Raw genomic sequence first — 20,106 nt, forward strand, 5'->3', positions numbered from 1 at the left:
TGGTGATTATAGATTTTTCCAGATCTTGAAAACAATAAATAGACAGTAAATTAGAACTACTGCAAAAAAAACAAGAATAGCTACACTGGTTGCTTGACCATCGTAAACGTAGCTTGTTAAGCCGATAAAAATAGCCATGATAGAAGCTCTAATAAATGAAATTGCAGAAGAAGTTGTGCCTTTCATTTCAGGGAAAATATTTAATGATGCATTGAAAATGACTGCTTGACAAATTCCACAGCCAATACAAAAAATAGCCATAGACAGCGTTACTAAGTAGTAAGCACTGGGCATGATTATACTGAATATTAAAAGTGATAGGGATCCAATAGCAATTACGCCTGTACCGGAAATTACACACCAAATTGCTCCAAGTTTCTTTAAGATCTTACTGGAAAACAGGCTAATTAGTGAGAAAGATCCAACCATTGCACCTTGATGTAGCGCATAAATAGTGCTGGATAAACCAAAAGTTTCCATATACAAAAAAGGGCCACAAGTAATGAATGACATATAAGCCGCAGAAAAAAGGCTCTGTGCCAAAGACAACACCATAAATTTTGAACTTGATAATAATTTTTTATAGTCTTTCATCATTTTTTTTAGACTAAAAATATCACGGTCCTTTTTTGTTTCTGGTAACAGAAAAAGCAGCAAAACCCAAGAGATGAAACAAAGTATTGCAACACTTGCATAGTTGCCACGCCACCCAACAATTTTGTTGATGAAACTGCCTAATACTGGTGCAATTGCTATGAGAACTGTGAGAATAGAATTCATGATTCCAATAAATTTTACTGCTTCGTTGCCTTTATAGCTGTCTGCAATAATTGCAAACACAACTACAGATGTGCTAACACCAATGCCTTGAATAAAGCGAGAGATTAAAAGCCAAGAAACTGACAGCGCAAAAATACAGCCAACAGCACCGATGAGTAGCAAAGTGTTGCCTATGATCATCATCCTTCTTCTTCCATAGCATTCAGACAATGGACCAAAAAATAACCCTCCTATGCAAACGCCTAAAAAATTATAAGCAATAGTTAATTGAATTGTGCCTTCCGGTATGTTAAAATAGCGTACTATATCAGGAAAACTAGGTACAGAAATATCAATTTCAATGAACTTAGCAATTAGAGATAGAATTAATAAAAACGGTAGTAACACTTAAAATCTTTAATTAATGAATAAAAATATCACATTTAAAGCGTTGAAAGAAGAACATTTTTCACTATTATTAAAATGGGTAGAAACACACCATATAAAGAAGTGGTGGGATGCGGATATAAATTGGACACCAGAGTTAATTGAGAAAAAATATAGCAACTACGTTAAAGGATTCAAACGTTTGAAATCTAAGACACAAATTATTGAAAAACCAATGCACGCATTCATTATTAATTGTGATGGAGTTGATATTGGTTATATTCAATATTACAACAAACATGATTTCCCACCTGAACAGGTCTATAACACTTTAGAACTTCCAGAAAGTTGTGCTGCTATAGACTGGTATATCGGAGAGCTGAATTATGTAGGTAAAGGAGTTGGTTCACAAGCTTTGAATATATTTTTAAACAAATTTGTCTTTAAAGTTTATGAGAATGCCTTTGTCGACCCAGGTATAGCAAATGTTTGTGCAATCCGTGTTTACGAAAAAGTTGGCTTTAAAAAAATTATGGAAAGTGATAGTGCGATTTTAATGATTAAGGCAAGAATTCCTGAGAACCATTCAAGATGAGTGTTTTTTCAACAATCTACCTAAATTACTACAAGTGGTTTATAACAATATACAAGGAGCTTTATACAAACTTAACATAATTTAATCATAAAAATATCATTATTAAGTCCTATATAAGAACAAATTTTGGCACTCAGTGAATCTTTTTTAACTAACTATGAACTTGATTAATTGGAAAATAAATTTTACTTACTTTTATAATACCTTAAAATCTAATATCACTTTATCAGCAAAGATATCACAATAGGCTAGTATGTTCTTTACTCTTTTCCTCAAAATATTACCTATTTACATTACAATACTTATTGGTTACTTAGCAGGAAGATATCTTAAAATTGATAGAAATACTATATCTCAAATACTCTTTTATATAGCTAATCCAATAGTGATTTTATACGGAGTATCTCATACAGAAGTTAATTTAAAAGTAATTTCTCTGCCGATTTTGATATGGTTTATAGGTAGTACTATGTCTTTATCAGTGTATTATCTTTCTTCTTTTTTATTTAAGGACAACACGAGAAACATATTAGCGTTTAGCTCGGGCAGCACAAGTATGGGTTATTTTGGTCTACCGATTGCCATTGCTTTATTTGATGAAGATTCAGTGTCTGTGTATGTTGTCTGTTACATAGGAATGGCACTATTTGAAAATAGCTTGGGATTTTATATAGCTGCAAATGGTATCTATACTGCAAAAGAATGCGTATTAAAGTTACTCAAACTTCCCTCATTATATGCAATGATTCTAGGTTTCTTTTTAAGTATATATGATATACAAATACCCACTTTTTTGACAGATGTTATGATAAATATCAGAAGTACATTTATCACATTAGGAATGGTGCTGCTTGGAGTAAGTATTGCACAAATTACAAATTTTAAAGTAGATTGGAAGCTTGCCTTGACCACTATTGTAGCAAAGTACATATTCTGGCCGTTATTTGTTTTGGGAATTGTCTTGCTAGACAAGCATGTTACAGGTATATACGATGAAAGCATCTATAAAGCACTGATGTTACTGGCTATTATTCCGATTTCTGGATCCAGTATAATACTTGCTAATATTTTAAATTACCAACCAGATAAAGCTACTTTATTGCTCCTAATTAGTACTGCAGTGGGACTATTTTATGTTCCACTTATAATATCATTATTTTTTACTAAACTTGTCCCTTTTTGATCAAAAATTTAAGCGCTAGGCCTATTCACAAAACTTGAATTTAGAATAGACTTCTTGGATAATCATAAAAGAAACTAATCCTTTTTTCCTCTCCTTTCTTATTTTTTTACACAGAATAGGAAGTTATCAATTGATGGAATTTTCGCAATAATGTCAATAGCAGTAAGATTTCCTACACCTTTTAGCAGGTCTATAGTTGAATTTGGATGTTCTATGAGCAGCAACAAATAAATGTAACTTGCCTTTTTCTATATGATGCTATTAACCGAATAGGTATTCGCTTGACATTTCCATATCTTTGTTATCATTAGTAATACTAAAGGGAAAACTAAACTTAATAAGATTTGGAAGCATATTGTTGTTCTATGATTCACGTAATGCTGCTATGCCTTCTTTGCAAACGTTATCATAAAGTAAATTAAATTCTTTAATATTTGAAAAACTACCACCCCTTAGCGCACTCATTAATATTATTCTACTTTCAACATCAATATCATTAGAAATTAAATCAAGTTTAACAAGATTTGGAAAGTTACCCATTCTTTAACAATTTAGTGATTGCTATTGAGCCTTCTGCGCCAATAATGCTAGAAGTTAATTTACACTCAGTAATATTTGGAAGATTAATATTCTCTAATGCTTCATTTAAAACTTCTCCGCACTGAGCATCAATATAACAATTAGATAAAGTCAAGCTTGTAATATTTTGCTTTTTCTGTAAAAAGTTTACTAGCTTTTCCATATATACATATAGATTATTTAACTCTAAGGTGTTACTATTAACATATTGATTCAATTCAACTTCCATGGTTTCTGTAAGTTATAGAGCTGCTAATTACAGCATAAATTTAAATAATTGTCAACCTTATGAACAACTAACTTTACTTCTTTTTAACCTGATACCTATGCTTTGTTTCAAATTTCCATCAAAAAGTAACATTACCCCCTCCAGTCAACCTTTCTGCTTCATTTCGTGAAATCAATGCCTCAATAAATTCATCTAGTTCACCTTCTTTTATAATCTGTTCTAGTCGATGTGAAGTGAGATTAATTCTATGATCTGTTATTCTTGATTGTGGAAAGTTATAAGTTCTTATACGTTCAGAGCGATCTCCAGAACCAATTTGGCTTTTCCTCATTGTTGACCTTTCCATTTCTTTTTTTTGTCTTTCAATTTCGTATAGCCTTGCTCTCAACACTTTGAGCGCTTTAGCCTTATTTTTGTGCTGCGATTTTTCATCTTGCTGTATTACAACTATCCCTGTTGGCAAGTGGGTGACCCTTACTGCGCTGTCAGTTGTATTCACTGATTGCCCTCCAGGACCACTGGATCTATAAACATCTATGCGTAAATCTTTTTCTTCTATTTCAAAGTCAACCTCTTCTACTTCAGGTAATATTGCAACAGTAGCTGCGGAAGTGTGCAATCTTCCTGAGGATTCAGTTTCTGGCACTCTTTGTACTCTGTGCACCCCTGACTCAAATTTCAGTCTTGCAAAAACTTCTGTTCCATTAATGAGTGCAGAAGCTTCCTTATAGCCACCTATACCTGTATTAGAAATACTTATTGGCTCAAACTTCCAATTTCTTCTTTCTGCATATTTTTGATACATACGAAATAACATCGCTGCAAATAATGCTGCTTCTTCTCCGCCTGTGCCTGCTCTAATTTCTAATATTGCATTTCTTGAGTCATCTTCATCTTTGGGTAATAATGCCAACTTTAGTTTTGCTTTTACTTTTGGTAATAGTATCTTTTGCTTCTCAAGAAGTTCTTCTTTTGCTAACTCTTTTATATCACCATCGCTGTTCTCATCTTTCATGATTTCTTCTAAATCTGAAATTTCCTCTTTTAATATATTATATTCATCGATTATCTCGATAATTGGTCTGAGTTCAGAGTATTCCTTTGAAAAACTAACGAATTCTTTTTGACTCAAATTGGTAGGGTTTTCCAGATTTCTCTCTACATCAGAAAACTTTTTTTTTAAGTCTTGTAAATTATTCTCTATATCCATATAGTACAGGCCTAGTTTTCAGCTGTTTAAGTAAGTAATATATACTGAAATAAAAAATTTCTTATATCAAGCAATAACACTATAATTGTCTCGAATATTTCTACCTAAGTATAATGGCAAAACAGATAACATCAATCTGCAGCTTCATATTTGGAGCTTCAGACAAAAAATCATTACCAGATGAGTCGGCTCCAGAGATTGCATTTGCTGGTAGATCAAACGTAGGAAAATCAAGTTTAATCAACCTGCTGATAAACAGCAAAAAAGCTGCAAGAGTTTCTTCTAAACCTGGATGCACTAGACAAATAAATTTTTACTCTATGTACAATGATAAGTTTAGGATTGTCGACCTACCGGGTTATGGCTATTCTTGTGCAAGCAAGGAAGAAGCAGTACAATACTTAAACCTAATTGAGTACTATCTAATTCACAGGAGAAATCTAAAAAGAGTCTTTGTGCTTATAGATAGCAAGGTAGGATTAAAAGAAATAGACAAAGACTTTGTTTATTGGTTAATATGTAATAATATTAACTTTAATATTGTGCTAACAAAAATAGATAAAGTGAATCAGGAAAGTCTAGATGCTATTCTAGAAAATACTCAAAAGTGGGTTAATAATGAACATGTATCAATTCATCAAATAAGCATTCGTGTTAAGCATAAAATCACCAAGGTAAGAGATGAGTTTTTCAAATTTACAAGATAAAAAAATGAAAAGTGATGAATCTTTAAATGGTAAGATGCCATTGAAGGAAAAAACAGAAATATTATTTGAAGTTCTGTCTAACATACCTAAATTTGTAGGCGAAACTTTTATCATCAAATGCAGCAGTGTAATAATCTCAGATGAAACGCTGCTTAGTGCTTTTGCGCATAATGTTGTTCTGTTGAAACAGCTTGGTATAAATCCGGTGGTAGTTCATGACGGAGAATATGAAATTAACTTAGTGTTAAAAATGCTAGGTATGAATGATAAGTTTATAAATGGTGTCAGACTTACAGACAAAAGCACTATGAAAATCATTGAAATGGCACTGTGTGGTTCAATTAATAAAAAAATTGTTCAGCATATAAATTCTGCTGGTGGTTCAGCTATTGGACTATGTGGAAAAGATGGCAACCTCATAAAAGCTGAAAAGATAAGCACTACGCTTAGGGAAAATAGATTAAATAATATTGAAAAAATACTAGACATGGGATTTATCGGTAGACCAACTGAAATCAATCCTGATATATTATTCTTTATTGAAGAATCAGATTCTATACCAGTTATTGCACCTATCGGTTATGGAAAAAATGGAGAAACATATCATATTGATACTGATAGCACTGCAAGTGCAATTGCACTTGCAGTTTACGCATCTAAAATGATAATCTTGACTGATACAGATGAAGAAATAAACAAAGTTGGCAATAGAAGAGTCTTGATTAAAAATTTAAAAGAATCGATTGATTGTGGAAAAATTAAAGGAGAAAAATTTGTTGAAAGGCTTATGTCATATACTAAAATGGTAGAAGAATGTGCAGGGGTTGTTCACATAGTTGATGGTAGAGTACCTAACATTATACTTGATTTATTTACTGAGAATAATTCAGGTATATCAATAATGGATGATTAATAGCTGTACTGCTTATAACCATATGAACATTGAAAATTTGGGAATAGCTTATGTCAAATTCCTATTCTCTTTTCCAGTTTTTTAGTTTTTTTTTTCTTGCAAGCATAATAGTTTCGTATACATAATGAAACCAAATGGTATTTTTAGCTTGATAACAGAGGAAAATAAAGAGGGCTTAGGTGTAACACTCAAATAATGATTTACCTTATGGATACCGCTAGAAAAGTTGACTAAGGTATACAATTCTCTCTGCGTCAAGTTACTCAAGATATCGAATCTACAAACGCTTTGGATTGAGTGTGTTTGGTCAATTTGAGTGCTTTAAATGAAAGGCGAAAATTGAGCATACTACGCCTCTGTACACAGTATCTTTAATGCAAATGCCCATGTGATTCCATAGATAATCTCTGTTTTTTTATTTTATCTGTCCATTTATCATTTTCTATATCTTGTTTGTTGGTTGCTCTTTTTTCTTGCTCAACAATTGCCTTATCTATCTTCTGATGAATTGCATCAATTGCATTAATTGCATTTTTTTCTTTGTATACTTCGCTTTTTCCTTCAACAATTAAATTGGTAAAAATATTTACAACAAACTGCACTTGATTATGATTAACCTGACCTTTTATCGAAGAAGGTAAAGAGTTTAATTCCATCAATACTTCTGATGCTGTTTTATCTTGAGTGGAAAGCCCTAAATTATCTGCTACTTCACTTATTAATAACTCTCTGTTTTCTTTATTATCTTCCAATTTAGTATAATCACGCAGTAGATCCATAACTGTAGATACTCTGACTTCAATAATATCATCAACATCTTCATCTCCTAGAGCAACTCCTGATCCCAATAACCTCTCTCTGAGATTTTTCTTTAAAAGATTGGTAAATTTTTCATTTGCATCCGATCCTGTAGTAGATATTGTACCATCTAAATAGTTGTTTACTTTGATTTGAGTACCTAAGCTATGCTCTATTTGTATTTTTGCCTCAGGTTTAAATCCTAATTTTGCACGGAATTTCTGAAAATATTCTTTAATAGTGTCAAACAAGGTCTTGCCATTGTCTTTATAGTTTTTCAACTCTTCAGGAATAGTAAGTGATAATTTACCATCTCCATATTTTACAAGGTCTTCACCATATTGAGACTCAAGTGTAAATTCTAATGAGCTGGATAGGTCGCATATTTTCTCTTTCGGATTGTTAAGCGTGGTTATAGGCATTGCCATATCAGACTTCACTTTTATGTGGTTGTGATCAGTGCAGTAAATGTTTAGCGCTTTTTTAGGACTATGTGGAATCAAGCTACAACTACTGAGTGCTGCATGAGATTCATTAAATATACCAGCTTCATACCCTGCTTGATTACAATTGGTGACTAGCTCTTCTAAAATAGCATTACTTGGAACTTCTGCTCCAGCATACCTGAACATTTCCTTGAAAATTTCCTTTGCTAATGCACGGTAATCTTTTTTGGAGAATAGATGATAAGAGCTTCTCCCTGCGTTATAAAATCTCTCAAATTCCTTTCTATATTCATCAATTTTTTTCTCATCAGCAATTGTAGGGCTATTACAATGATTTTCCCAAACTTCAGATAGTCTATCTTGATCAAGCTCCTTAAGTACTGGTTCCATAAAAGCTTTACCTTCTTCGGAGAGGTTATCAAAATTATCACGGTTAAAAATCTCATTTTTATAATCTTTATCTCCTTCCTTAAATGCAATAATAAAATTTTTATCTATTTCTTTTTTATTAATAATAAAATTCATCCTTTGAAAATCCAAGAACATTGTTTCACCAGAATTTGCTAATTTATTATCTTGATCTGCTCTTAATTTACCAAAATTGAACTCTTTAGCTGTGGCCTTTAATCTAACTACTGGACTCTCCTTTGCCTCTTTCATAATTAACACCTTACTATAAATATACTGTAAGTTGTATCATATAATGATGAATAATTTGATAACATATAAAAAAAGTCGATAGTATATTTCTTTATTTAATAGGTGTAGGAAAGGCGTAGATTTCTCTTTTCATTTGTAGCATGCTGCATTAATATTTACGTATTAATCTAGAAAATAGTGATGAATAATATTGTAATTGTTGGTCTGCAATGGGGTGACGAAGGCAAGGGTAAAATAGTAGATTATCTTTCTGAGAATGCAGATGTAGTTGTGAGATTTCAGGGAGGAAATAATGCAGGGCACACTATAGTAATAGATGATGAGGTTTATAAATTAAATTTACTGCCCTCTGCTGTTTTGAGGCCAGGAAAAATATCTATCATAGGAAATGGCGTTGCTCTTGATTCACAAGCTCTAATATCAGAAATAGAATCATTGAAAGTTAAAGGAGTGGACGTAAACTATAACAACTTGATGGTATCCGAGAGCTGTCCATTAATACTTAGCGTACATAAGGACAAGGAAAAGCTATTTGAAGATTTAAACGGAAATTGCAAAATTGGCACAACAAACAAAGGAATAGGGCCATGTTATGAAGATAAAGTTGGAAGGAGAGCTATACGCATTTGTGACTTAGAAAACGCAGATGAGCTCAATCAAAGAGTGGATGCTCTCCTGAGTTACCATAATTCTATCAGAAAAGGCCTTAACTACCAGGTGGTTGAAAAAGAAGAAATATTAAAGGAAATTCGACAGATTTCAGAAAAAATTCTTTCATATAAAAAACCTGTGTGGAAGATACTAAATGATTTTATGAAAGAAGGTAAGAAAATAATATTTGAAGGCGCTCAAGGCGCATTTTTAGATATCGACCACGGAACTTACCCTTTTGTTACTTCAAGTAATACCGTAGCATCGCAAGCGATAACAGGCTCAGGATTATCCTACAATGCTCACATTATTGGTGTAGCAAAAGCGTATACAACAAGAGTGGGTAATGGTCCATTTCCTACTGAACAAAATAACGAGATTGGAGACAGCTTATTTTCTATAGGTAAGGAACTTGGAACAGTAAGCAATAGAAGAAGGCGCTGCGGATGGTTTGACGCAGTTTTAGTGCGCCAGGCCGTACAACTCTCTGGAGTTTCAAGCATTGTATTAACCAAATTAGATATTCTTGATTCTTTTGATACTATTAAAATAGGCACTGGTTATAAGTATGGCGGAAAAATGTATGATTATTTACCCGCATCACATTCAATACAAAAAGAATTAGAGCCAATATATGAAGAATTTCCTGGTTGGAAAGAGAAAACTCAAGGCAAAAGGTCAGTTAAGGAATTACCTGCAAATTTGATGAAATATGTGAGAAAAATAGAAGAATTAATAGGCGTATCAATTCATCTAATTTCAACTAGTCCCAATAGAGAGGATGTTATTAAGCTTAAAAATCTATGAAAACGTCTTATTAACTTTTATCTAATAAAAAACGATACTTGTGTGACTTCAAGCAATCTATTATGTAAAGTAGCAGCGTAAACGTACAGTGAGCAGTGTGATTTTTCTTAAATACATGTTGATTGTTATAATATAAACATAGTTAAAGTAGGCGTATTATGATTGCAGGTTTGACTAAGGGAGACAAAGCAATAAAAGCGGAAAAAACAAGTGATTAGCTGAGAGAATTGTCAGTTGCAGAATATGTAGTTAAGTCAATACATGACTTGCAAAAATTGCATAATAGATTATGTTCATCACAGGGCAACAATTGTGTTAATGATAGAGAGAAGTTTGTCCAAGATAGTGATGGGCTTGGTATATTTCAATTTCTCAAAAGCTATATTAATGATGTAGAAAAAAATGAGCCTTCCATTAAGAACCTTACTATAATGAAATTTCTTTGCTCAATTATAGAAGATAGAGAACTGTATAAAAAGTTATGCAGTTTCGATGATTTTCTCGATTGTGAGTTAGAAAATTTGAGAGATAAGATAAGCTTATTAGCGCTTTTGAGAGAAAAGATGGACTTTACTGATATACAAAAAGCTTATGGTAATTGGCGTTTTAGTAATCTAATAGGTGATAATGATTTTAAGCGAATGTATGTGGATGAAGCAGTAAAAGTAAAGAGAAAAGCCTGTTAATGAGGACTTTGAGAAAAATATAGGTAAATACATAGAGTTAGTAAAGGAAGGAAAAGAAGTTGCAAGTAGGTATTTTGGAAAATGGAAAGAGGACTTTCAAGTTTACTGTGAAGAAATTGACAATAATAATAAAGTTTTGAATATTAACCTTACTCATTACGACAATAGTGAGCCAACAAAGATTAGTGACGTTTTACAGCAAGAGAAAGATATTAAAGAACTGAATATCTATTGCAATAAAAAACATGAAATACACGCTCATAAAAAAGATAAGAAAAGATATTATGAATTTAAAGAAGGTGCATATTATGAAATGACAAGCACTTGGGCTGCAAAAGATGGATCAAGAATGTGTACCATGATTATGAATGTGAGTAGCGATGGCATAACTGAAATACTAAAATTTAATGGTGAAGATTTTGTTTCATCGAAGTAGATTCTAGAATTAATAAAGCAAAACGATGAATTATATATTCAAGGTCTCTCCTTATATGATGCTGTAATGGAATCACTAGAAGAGAATAGGGCTACTCCTATTAATCTTTACAATGAATCTATGGTGGCTTATCAAGGTAAGGAACCAGAGGGGAAGTTAGATCATAAAGTTGATGCTGATAATAGCCTTCCTTCTTCTCCTTCTCCTTCTATTAATAGCAATGCATTGGAAGCCAATTTACAGCACACTGAAACTTAACCAGAAATTGCTTCACAACAAATAACTGATTTACAAAACAGTTTTGGAAAAGAAGAGCGAAAAAACACGGAATTGCAAACTGAACTGGCACAAAAAGATGAAAAGTTAGCAAGCGTGTTAGCAGAGTTACAAGAGAAAGCACAAGAACTTAAAAATGTATGTGAAGCAAAAGGAAAGCTAGAGGGTAAGCTAAAAGGTGTTAATACAGAAAAGAAGGAGTTAGAAGACAAATTAAAAGAAGCAGCACACATAATGAAGGAAAAGGAGCAGTATATAAGCAATTTAAAACTTCAAGTGCAAGAGTTGAAAGATGAGCATAAAGCACAACTGGAATCTTATGAACAAGGGATATGCAAACTAGCATGGGAAGTTGAAGAGTTAAGAAGCAAGCTAGAGTGTGAGAATGAATGGGATGATAAAGTTGTAGAAATAGCTGATGGACTGGGAGAAAAAATTCATGCTGATGAACAAAGAAGCCTCAATAATCAATTTTATACTCCAACAAGAAATATTTTTAATGAGACTAATAATGAGTCTTGTGTTCCACTGGAAGAAAAGATGACGTTACTCAGATCTTCAAGCTCTGATGGAGGATATGGTAGTGATAATGGTTTATCTTCTAACATGAGTTCTATTGAACAAAGAAGCTTCAATCATCAATTTTATACTCTAGCAGGAAACGTTTTTAGTGAACCTGATAGTGCCTCACAAAAGAAGACAGAGTTATCCAGATCTTCAAGTTTTGATAGTGGACTTGATAGCGATGAGGAAAATTGTGATAATGATTTATCTTCTAATATAAGTTCTATTGAGAAGGTAGTAGAGAGTAGAAGCGTAGGTAGCTCGCTTTCCTCTTGCATTGTTAAGGAGATGATTGGAGTTAAGTTGCAAGAGAAATACTCAAGTAGAGTATAAAAATCTCCTGTATTGATAATAATTTAAAATCTATAGTAGACTGAAAAAGATTATTAAATTATAATACGACAATGATAAAAGAAGACAAATCAAAAACAATTTTTGAAGTGGAAGGGGCAGTAACTGCTTTACTACCTGCAGCAGAATTTAGAGTGAAGCTGGACAATGAACATGAGATTATCTGTCATGTATCAGGAAGAGTGAGAAGAAGTAAAATACGTATCATTATAGGCGATAGAGTGTTAGTTGAGATGAGTATTTATGATAGGAATGCAAGAAAGGGTAGGATAATAAAAAGGCTCAAGTGATAGAACAATCTCTAGATAATCTTATTCTTGCTTCATCATCAGAAAGGCGAGTAGCCTTACTAAAACAAATAAATATTAAGCCAGGTTTAGTTTTGCCAGCAGATACAGATGAATCGCCTTTGAAGAAAGAGCTGCCAAAAGATTACTCAATCCGTATGGCAAAAAGTAAAGCCGAGAAAATACAAAGTGCAAATCTAAATTACTTTGTGCTTGGTGTTGATACAGTTGTTGCTTGTGGTAGAAGGATACTGCTCAAAGCTGAAAACGTTGAGCAAGCAGAAAAATGCGTTCGCTTGTTATCAGGAAGAAGGCATAGAGTATACACCAGTGTGTGTTTATTAACTCCTGATCAATCTAAACAGCATATTAGGACTGTAGTTACAATAGTGAAATTTAAGCGTCTCAGCGAACAAGAAATTAAATATTATTTAGCATCAGAAGAGTGGAAAAACAGGGCAGGGGGGTGCAACATACAAGGTCTTGCAGGAATGTTTGTATTATTTTTACGTGGCTCATACTCTTCTGTAATAGGGTTACCATTACATGAAACCCATTGCTTGCTAAGTAATTACTTTAACCTATACTAATACCATTGTCCTTTTTTTGTTTTTCTTCAGCAATAAGTTTAGCCCATATTCTATTTCTATTTGCTAATGCAATTCTATTGCGATCAGGACTATCATTGCGTTCTGTTAAAGTATCTTTTCTTTCCTCTTCTACTATTCCAGCTTTCAGTTGTGCTGCATCTTTTTCTAGCAATTTATATAGTTCGCTATTTTTGTCTATAGTCAGATTAGTATTATCATTTTCTTGTTCTGCTTCTTGTTCTGCCACTTTTCTTTCTAATAACTTACGTACAGGGTCATATTTTTTACCTTCTTTTATTTCTTTCAACATACTTTCTGAGAATAAATCTTTAGTAGCCTGGTGTGAAGGTTCTCTCAATCCTTTATTCAATTTTTCCAATGTATCTTTTGGTTCAATGGTTTCTAATCTCTTCTCTAATTGCTCAGAATTGACCTGAAAATTATAGTGGCTAGTGTAAGTTGGAGATGAGTAACCTGAGTCGTTTATTTCTTTCTCCGCTGCATTGTCTTTTAGCAATCCAGCTGCTAATAAATGTTCTTTTGTTTGCCCACTCATTTTCTTTTGATTTACTGGTTTTAGCAGGAATTTCTGAGTTTCTTTATCCAACTTACTGGTAAATTCCGTAAGTAGGGTATCATCTCTTTGTTCAACATTCATTAGGCTCGCTTTTAACTGTCCAGAATTTACTCGAGATTTTTCATGATTAGAGTGAGTTGGAGATGAATAGCCCGAATCGTTTGTTTTTATGTCTGTTGAGCTATATTCTAGAGATTCATTTTCTTGTAATTTATCTTCGGTTTCTTTTTGTTTATCGTTTCCTCTTTCTTCGTTTTCCTTAGTGCTAAGATAATCTTTTTCTTGTTTATAATCTGATTGAGGATTTGAAAGCGTTATATACTCATCTTCGTTATCGCTCCAACCATCTTCGAAGTCAGAAAATTCTTCATCATACTCACTTTCACTACGTAATAACTCATTTTTTGCTTTCCATGCAAGAATCGAAGCTACATCATTTAGTGGTTGCTTATTTCCAGTATTGCGTGATTCTTTAACTTTTTTGAATGCAACGTCTTGTGCTGGTGCAGCGCTTTCAGTAGCTGTAGGATCAAAAATTGCACCTTTTTGCCGGTTATTAGATATTTGCTCACTTTCATCTGATTTTCGGCTTCCAGGTACAGCATGTCCAAATGTAGCAAATGTAGGATTGTCATACCGTTCATCCTCTTGTGTATTATCTTGATTGTAGATTACAGACTTGGTGAAAATAGTACTGCTTGAAGAAGCATCAGAATATGGAGAATTGTAGTTATTTCTACTATTAATCCGTATTGGCTGATACTCATCTTTTTTCTGATTATTAGGTAATGAACTAGCTCTAGGTGGCAGTGACGGTGGAATCTTTTTAGCAGATGCGTTATTAGAATTTGTAGTGCTAGTCGTTGCATGCTTAAACTCAACTTCTTGATCTTGAGTAGCTTGAACGCCAACACCTTTACTGATATCACTTTCTATGAAAGTTTCAGATGATTGTTGATTCTCTTGTTCTTGTCCTTTCTCCTTGAATTGTATTTGATATAGGAATAAGCCACCTATTTTTACATCTGTGTTTGCTTTTAATTGTTCCTCAGCAACACCATTACGTTCAGTGAGATCTACACCATCTTTATCAATCTTGATTTTGATAGTACATTTTTTTCCATTTTTGTCATGCCAATTCAAAGTCATTTCATATGAACCATCGGTTACAACATAATGCCTTATTCTTTTCTCTCCTTCTTCGGCAACAAAACCGTGCATTCCGCTCTTTCCATCACTATGCAGCGTTGAAAATCCCGAAATTCCTTTCTTCTGACAAAAGTCACTATTTAAAAACTCGCTGATTTTAAACTCTTTTTTGTCATCTCCCAGTGTAATACTTGCGTGATCGCCATATATTGAAACTCCTGCGATATCATCAACATACTCTTTTAACCTTGCTTTAACTTCACTTTCAAGCTTTTGTTCGGCTTTCTTTATCTTGTTCTGCTCTGGAAGAATAACTTCATAAGCTTTATTTTTGTCTTCATCTGTCTCCAAATTCCAGATGGAGTGCTTTATTAGAAACTTTACTGCATTAAAACCAACTCTGGAATTATAAATTGGGTCGTCTTCCTTTTTTATTTCATCGAATAAAGTAAAAAATCCTCGAATGAATTCATGATATTGTTGTGTGCTTTGAGTATTCATATTTTCCCTCACTAATAACCCTCTGCCTTTTAGCCTTAGCTAGTACAATTATTACGGGAATTGATTTAGTTTTTATTAAAGAAGTTGTATTGCTAACGTGATGACATGAGCTATTTTATGTTCACATCAAGCAATTTAAGTTGTCATTCCAGTCTGGAATCTAGATTTTTCTAGACTTGATCCTATAGTCAAATTCATAACTACAAACGTTGTAATATAAGAGTAATTTTCACCAAAAAATATGTCATTTGAGTAGCTGACACTGGGATCCAGTGGCACTCAGTTAGTGAGCATAAAAGTATTATGTTAAAACATAACATTTTTGATGAAGTTCATGAAAGGCTGGATTCCAGACTGGGATGATAACTTAAAATATTGCTTTAGCTCTGTTTTTACAACTTCAAGTATTTGCTACTCATAGTAAATACTTCTGGATCTTGAGAAGTGAGCTTGAGTATAGCAAGTATGTTTATGAGCAGCAAAGCAGCAATTGAAATATCAGCGATATCCCAGAGTAACTTAACTCCACCGATTGCACCAAATGGAATGACTAAGGTAAAAACTACAGTCCAGATTTTAGTGTATTTATTATCCATAGATACATAGCGTATTGTTTGTTTTGAACAAAAAAACCAAGTAAAGATAGTAGTAAAGGCAAAACAAAACATTATAGCCATAATTAAATAGTCAGTATAGGGCCAATTCATAGCTTTTCTAAAAGCAAAAATGCACATGTTAGTGCTCTCTAAATCAGTAATCCAAGAATCTGTGACAAGCAGTACCATTGCTGTAATGAACACTATGAGTGCAACTATAAAAGGAGATATTATTGTGATTAGACTCTGTTCAATGATAAATTTATTGTTATTTTTTTTAGGAGTAATCGAGGAGTGTACAATTCCTTCGAGGCCAAGTCCTATATCTGTTGCAAAAATACCTCGCAGAGTTCCTACTTGAATAATAGTCAACATTTCTAAAATTAAACCTAAAGATAAGCCAGAGTTAAAGCTACTAGTTGTAAAAAAATTGCTTGTTATTAGTTTTAGAGAAGGAAGAATATTTTCACTAAACTTAAATAATATGATACCGCAAAGTGTGAGGTAACTTACCGTCATTATCGGTATCATAGCCAATATAAAAATTTTAATTTTTTTTAAGCTGAGAGCTGCAACAACAAAAAATATTATGGCCATTACAATGCCGCCAATGACTACAGGTATATCTACCATGCTGAGTGGTATTGATAGAGAATTTACCTGAACAAGGTTACCAACTGTTATTGAAACCATCATCATAATAACTAGAAACACAACTGTAGCTTTTCTAGAATTAAATGCATCAGTCATGTAGGCTACAGGTCCACCTATAAACCGTCCATTTTTTTCTTTTCTGGTTTTTATACTTAGGTAACAAGTAACATATTTTATCACAGAAGTAACAACAATAATTATTGCCATCCATAGAATGGATCCTGGTCCTCCGGTTTTTAGAGCAACAGCAGTGCCTGAAACGTTTCCTACTCCTAAATTTCCTCCTAAGATTGTAAACAGGGCGGCTATAGAAGAAAATTTATTTTCTCCTCTTTTAGCTCCAATAAGTGAAACGGCATACGGTAGTCTAAACACCTGTAACCATTTTAGTTTAACCGATAGGTAAACACCAGCAACTAGTATGAGTAGTATTGTTGGCAGTAATAAAACAAACTTTACTGTATCCATCTGTAAAAGAGAGATTTTTACTCGAGTATATAGCAAAAATTGAAAAATACCTAACTTATTGTTTATGAGAAGCAACACTATAAAAACTATAGTAAGCCTGCTAAAATCCTATTTTTCATACCACTCATTTATGAGTTTATTGATATCGGAATCCATAAAATCCTTTAGTGGTTGACTGGTTTTTATCTCGGCATTTTTAGGGATACACCTATCTTTACATATTGCGTACTTTATATGAAAGTTAATATCAGCGTATTTCTGATTTGGAATGATATTAGTTTTAAAGGGAAATAACACCATATCTTCATATATGTTACTAACAAATGTAACTTCCCCAACTTTATCTTCATGTTCCTTGGGAGTAGGCCAATGAATATCTATATTTGATATGTTACCCTGACAGTCAAAGGAAGTAGGAAGGCCGAAATCTCCAGGGTCTTTGTAATATATATGCCAACCTGGTTTTATTGTAACCTTTATTGCGCCTTCAATGGTGAGGTTTGCTTTATTTACCTTACCAATGAGCAGATCAAATTTTGCAACTTCTTCTTCAGCACACAATTGAGTGCAAGCAAAAAGTAAAAGTAGGATTGAGTATATACGTATTTTCATAAATACTCTATTTATATAAATACTCTATTTATGAAGAAAATAATTTAAGTTCTATCTATTATAATAAAAATATTATATAAATCATTTGTTAATATAATATTCTACTAATAGAAATATACTAGCAATTATAACTTTCATATATTATTTTTTTATTTTTAAGCAGTTATAATGTTAAAAAGACGTAACAAATATAAATAGTAGTGGCTTTGCATAGAAAATCACAAATTTATTTCCTTTATAAATGTAAGACTTTTTAGAACTAGAAAGATACCTTGGAGCAATTGCTCCAAGGCTCTTGTTTACTTAGAATCCACCCATTCCACCCATTGCTCCTGCACCCATAGGTGATGAAGCATTTTCTTCTTTGTTTGGTAGATCAACTATCATAGATTCAGTAGTAATAAGTGCGCTTGCTACAGACACTGCCGTTTCAAAAGCAATACGAACTACTTTTGCCGGATCAATTACACCAGCTGTTGATGCATTAGCGTAGTTCATAGCCTCAACGTTGTATATAAGCTCTTTATCATTCTGCTTAATCAAATAGTCAATTATAACAGCAGATTCAAGACCAGCATTTTTAACCAATCTTTTGATTGGGGCACTGAGAACTTTTTTGACAATGTTGATACCTATTTGCTCTTCATCGCTTGAAGCTTTTAGCTTGTCAAGAGCAGATGCAGCGTAAAGAAGTGCAACTCCTCCACCTGGAACTATCCCTTCTTCAATTGCAGCTCTTGTTGCATGAAGTGCATCTTCAACTCTATCTCTGCGTTCTTTTACTTCTACTTCGGTTGCTCCACCAACTTTGAGCACAGCAACGCCGCCTGATAATTTCGCTAAACGCTCTCTCAGCTTTTCTTTATCATAATCAGAGGTTGAAGTTTCAATCTGAGATTTAATCTGGTTAATTCTAGCATTTACTCTGTTTTGTTTATCACAGTCGCTGTCTTCACTAACAATTGTGGTATTGTCTTTAGTGATTTTAACATTTTTAGCAGTACCAAGATCTTCAAGAGTCAAATCTTCCATCTTGATTCCAAGCTCATCTTTTATGACATACTTAGCACCTGTTAAAGCTGCTATGTCTTCGAGCATCTCCTTTCTCCTATCACCAAAACCTGGAGCTTTTACTGCAGCAACTTTTAGACCACGTAATTTGTTGATCACTAAAGTGCTTAATGCTTCACCTTCAACATCTTCTGCAATGATAAACAAAGGTTTACCAGACTTAAAAATAGCCTCAAGAATAGGAAGTAAAGGTTGAATAATATTAAGTTTTTTTTCTGTAATCAGCAAATATGGATCATCAAGCTCCACGCTCATCTTTTCATTATTTGTAACAAAGTATGGAGAGAGATAACCACGGTCAAACTGCATACCAGTTGTAAGTTCAACTTCTAATTCTTTTGAACCCTTACTCTCTTCAACAGTGATGACGCCTTCTTTTCCAACCTTTTTAACAGCATCAGCAATGCTATTACCAATATCTTTATCACCATTTGCAGAAATTATTGCAACTTGTGCAACTTCATCCATTTTCTCTAAAGAAATTGTGCGAGACATTGATGTAATTTCCTTTAATATCACATCTTTTGCCTTCTGTATTCCATTTTTGATACAAATACGATCATTTCCAGCTGCAATTGACTTTGAAGCTTCCATTATCATATTGCTAGTCAGTATTGAGCATGTTGTGGTACCATCACCAACTTTGTCATTACACTGAGAAGCACTTTGAGCAATGGTGCTTACTATCGCAGAGTGTAATGGTTTTTCAGGCTTTATACCTTTCATTACCTTATAGCCATCCTTTGTGACCTCTGGTCCACCATATGGCTTGCTAATTCCTATTGTATTTCCCCTAGGCCCTGCAGTTGCTCCCACCGTTGAGTCAACCATTGCTGCAACTTCACGAAAGGCTTCTTGCAACTGTTCGCCTGATACTACTATGTTAGCCATTTTTATCACTCCTTAAATTAATAAAAAATTTAGAATATTAAAATACATAATGCACTATATAGCGCATTAGTTTAGTAAAATAGGGATACCTACTTGATAACAGCAAGTAGGTCTGACTCCTTCATCACGACATACTTTTCATTATCATGCTCTACTTCTGTTCCAGCCCACTGCCTGTAGAAAACCTTATCACCAGTTTTTACAGTTAAAGCTATACGCTCTCCGCTTGAGTTGCGTGAACCACTACCAATTGCTATAACTTCACCTTTAGTAGGCTTCTTTTCAGCACTTGATGGTAGTACAATTCCACCTTGTTTTTCTTCAGTAATAGGCTTTATTAGCACGTTATCATCTAATACATTCAAATTTACACTTGACATTTATGTTTCCTCATTAATAGATTAACCTATAATTCTATGTAGTCATCTAAAGGTTACATTTCAAGGGTTGGAGTTAGTAAAAGTGTATAATTA

At 33.3% G+C, this 20,106-nt stretch carries 21 protein-coding genes; 11 read left to right on the forward strand and 10 right to left on the reverse strand.

All coding sequences use genetic code 11. The annotated features are described in order from the left end of the window. Positions 1–6: 6 nt before the first annotated feature. Positions 7–1,167 carry a multidrug effflux MFS transporter gene (locus M1L26_RS02340; RefSeq protein ID WP_211908350.1) on the reverse strand — a complete coding sequence of 387 codons (1,161 nt, stop codon included), beginning with the start codon at positions 1,165–1,167 and terminating at the stop codon, positions 7–9. Between the two features lie 16 nt (positions 1,168–1,183). On the opposite strand from M1L26_RS02340, the gene M1L26_RS02345 reads away from it, so the two are divergent. After that, the gene (locus M1L26_RS02345; RefSeq protein WP_211908348.1) at positions 1,184–1,741 is read left to right on the forward strand and encodes a GNAT family N-acetyltransferase; all 558 of its coding nucleotides are present in this window, start codon (positions 1,184–1,186) and stop codon (positions 1,739–1,741) included. 253 nt (positions 1,742–1,994) lie between these two features. After that, a complete protein-coding gene (locus M1L26_RS02350; RefSeq protein WP_211908347.1) occupies positions 1,995–2,924 on the forward strand; it encodes an AEC family transporter in 930 nt (309 codons plus the stop codon). Positions 2,925–3,287: 363 nt separating this feature from the next. Here the strand turns inward: M1L26_RS02350 and M1L26_RS02355 are convergent, their stop codons facing one another. From M1L26_RS02355 to prfA, 3 genes are all read right to left on the reverse strand, one after another. Beyond that, positions 3,288–3,464 (reverse strand): hypothetical protein, encoded by a 177-nt coding sequence (locus tag M1L26_RS02355; RefSeq protein WP_246433220.1) that lies wholly within the window; start codon positions 3,462–3,464, stop codon positions 3,288–3,290. After that, positions 3,457–3,732, reverse strand: a complete 276-nt coding sequence (locus M1L26_RS02360) for a hypothetical protein (RefSeq protein WP_246433219.1) — start codon at positions 3,730–3,732, stop codon at positions 3,457–3,459. The genes M1L26_RS02355 and M1L26_RS02360 overlap by 8 nt, the downstream gene beginning before the upstream one ends. Positions 3,733–3,850: 118 nt before the next feature. Beyond that, positions 3,851–4,942 carry a peptide chain release factor 1 gene (gene prfA / locus M1L26_RS02365; protein WP_010401258.1) on the reverse strand — a complete coding sequence of 364 codons (1,092 nt, stop codon included), beginning with the start codon at positions 4,940–4,942 and terminating at the stop codon, positions 3,851–3,853. 110 nt (positions 4,943–5,052) lie between these two features. Between prfA and yihA the strand changes: the two genes are divergently transcribed. Continuing rightward, positions 5,053–5,649 carry a ribosome biogenesis GTP-binding protein YihA/YsxC gene (yihA, locus tag M1L26_RS02370; protein WP_369800778.1) on the forward strand — a complete coding sequence of 199 codons (597 nt, stop codon included), beginning with the start codon at positions 5,053–5,055 and terminating at the stop codon, positions 5,647–5,649. After that, the gene (gene argB / locus M1L26_RS02375; protein ID WP_250120347.1) at positions 5,624–6,562 is read left to right on the forward strand and encodes an acetylglutamate kinase; all 939 of its coding nucleotides are present in this window, start codon (positions 5,624–5,626) and stop codon (positions 6,560–6,562) included. The genes yihA and argB overlap by 26 nt, the downstream gene beginning before the upstream one ends. A 371-nt stretch (positions 6,563–6,933) precedes the next feature. Here the strand turns inward: argB and M1L26_RS02380 are convergent, their stop codons facing one another. After that, positions 6,934–8,466, reverse strand: a complete 1,533-nt coding sequence (locus M1L26_RS02380) for a hypothetical protein (RefSeq protein WP_250120348.1) — start codon at positions 8,464–8,466, stop codon at positions 6,934–6,936. 180 nt (positions 8,467–8,646) lie between these two features. Here M1L26_RS02380 and M1L26_RS02385 point away from each other — a divergent pair, with 180 nt between their 5' ends. From M1L26_RS02385 to M1L26_RS02415, 7 genes are all read left to right on the forward strand, one after another. After that, entirely contained in the window at positions 8,647–9,924 is a 1,278-nt protein-coding gene (locus M1L26_RS02385) for an adenylosuccinate synthase (RefSeq protein ID WP_211908344.1), read from the forward strand. A 227-nt stretch (positions 9,925–10,151) separates the two neighbouring features. Further along, positions 10,152–10,610, forward strand: a complete 459-nt coding sequence (locus tag M1L26_RS06550; RefSeq protein WP_250120349.1) for a hypothetical protein — start codon at positions 10,152–10,154, stop codon at positions 10,608–10,610. A 136-nt stretch (positions 10,611–10,746) separates the two neighbouring features. After that, positions 10,747–11,046: a hypothetical protein gene (locus M1L26_RS06555; protein ID WP_246433216.1), complete on the forward strand. Its 300-nt coding sequence runs from the start codon at positions 10,747–10,749 to the stop codon at positions 11,044–11,046. A 66-nt stretch (positions 11,047–11,112) separates the two neighbouring features. Further along, the gene (locus M1L26_RS06560) at positions 11,113–11,304 is read left to right on the forward strand and encodes a hypothetical protein (protein WP_250120350.1); all 192 of its coding nucleotides are present in this window, start codon (positions 11,113–11,115) and stop codon (positions 11,302–11,304) included. A gap of 72 nt (positions 11,305–11,376) precedes the next feature. Continuing rightward, positions 11,377–12,219 (forward strand): hypothetical protein, encoded by an 843-nt coding sequence (locus M1L26_RS06565; protein WP_250120351.1) that lies wholly within the window; start codon positions 11,377–11,379, stop codon positions 12,217–12,219. A gap of 71 nt (positions 12,220–12,290) precedes the next feature. Beyond that, entirely contained in the window at positions 12,291–12,527 is a 237-nt protein-coding gene (gene infA / locus M1L26_RS02410; RefSeq protein ID WP_007302820.1) for a translation initiation factor IF-1, read from the forward strand. Beyond that, positions 12,524–13,114, forward strand: a complete 591-nt coding sequence (locus M1L26_RS02415; protein ID WP_211908342.1) for a Maf family nucleotide pyrophosphatase — start codon at positions 12,524–12,526, stop codon at positions 13,112–13,114. Before infA ends, M1L26_RS02415 begins: the two co-directional genes overlap by 4 nt. Here the strand turns inward: M1L26_RS02415 and M1L26_RS02420 are convergent. The 5 genes from M1L26_RS02420 to M1L26_RS02440 form a co-directional block, all read right to left on the reverse strand. Next, positions 13,101–15,341 carry a hypothetical protein gene (locus M1L26_RS02420; protein ID WP_250120352.1) on the reverse strand — a complete coding sequence of 747 codons (2,241 nt, stop codon included), beginning with the start codon at positions 15,339–15,341 and terminating at the stop codon, positions 13,101–13,103. The genes M1L26_RS02415 and M1L26_RS02420 overlap by 14 nt on opposite strands. A 392-nt stretch (positions 15,342–15,733) precedes the next feature. Next, positions 15,734–17,059 carry an alanine:cation symporter family protein gene (locus M1L26_RS02425; protein ID WP_250120353.1) on the reverse strand — a complete coding sequence of 442 codons (1,326 nt, stop codon included), beginning with the start codon at positions 17,057–17,059 and terminating at the stop codon, positions 15,734–15,736. 108 nt (positions 17,060–17,167) lie between these two features. After that, entirely contained in the window at positions 17,168–17,671 is a 504-nt protein-coding gene (locus M1L26_RS02430) for a protein-disulfide reductase DsbD domain-containing protein (protein WP_250120354.1), read from the reverse strand. Between the two features lie 303 nt (positions 17,672–17,974). Then, on the reverse strand, positions 17,975–19,633 hold the full coding sequence (groL, locus tag M1L26_RS02435) for a chaperonin GroEL (RefSeq protein WP_007302814.1): 1,659 nt from the start codon (positions 19,631–19,633) through the stop codon (positions 17,975–17,977). A gap of 89 nt (positions 19,634–19,722) precedes the next feature. Then, a complete protein-coding gene (locus tag M1L26_RS02440) occupies positions 19,723–20,013 on the reverse strand; it encodes a co-chaperone GroES (RefSeq protein ID WP_007302813.1) in 291 nt (96 codons plus the stop codon). Between the last annotated feature and the right edge of the window lie 93 nt (positions 20,014–20,106).

Source organism: Wolbachia endosymbiont of Ostrinia scapulalis, from assembly GCF_023559145.1.
In the GTDB taxonomy this organism is placed as follows: domain Bacteria; phylum Pseudomonadota; class Alphaproteobacteria; order Rickettsiales; family Anaplasmataceae; genus Wolbachia.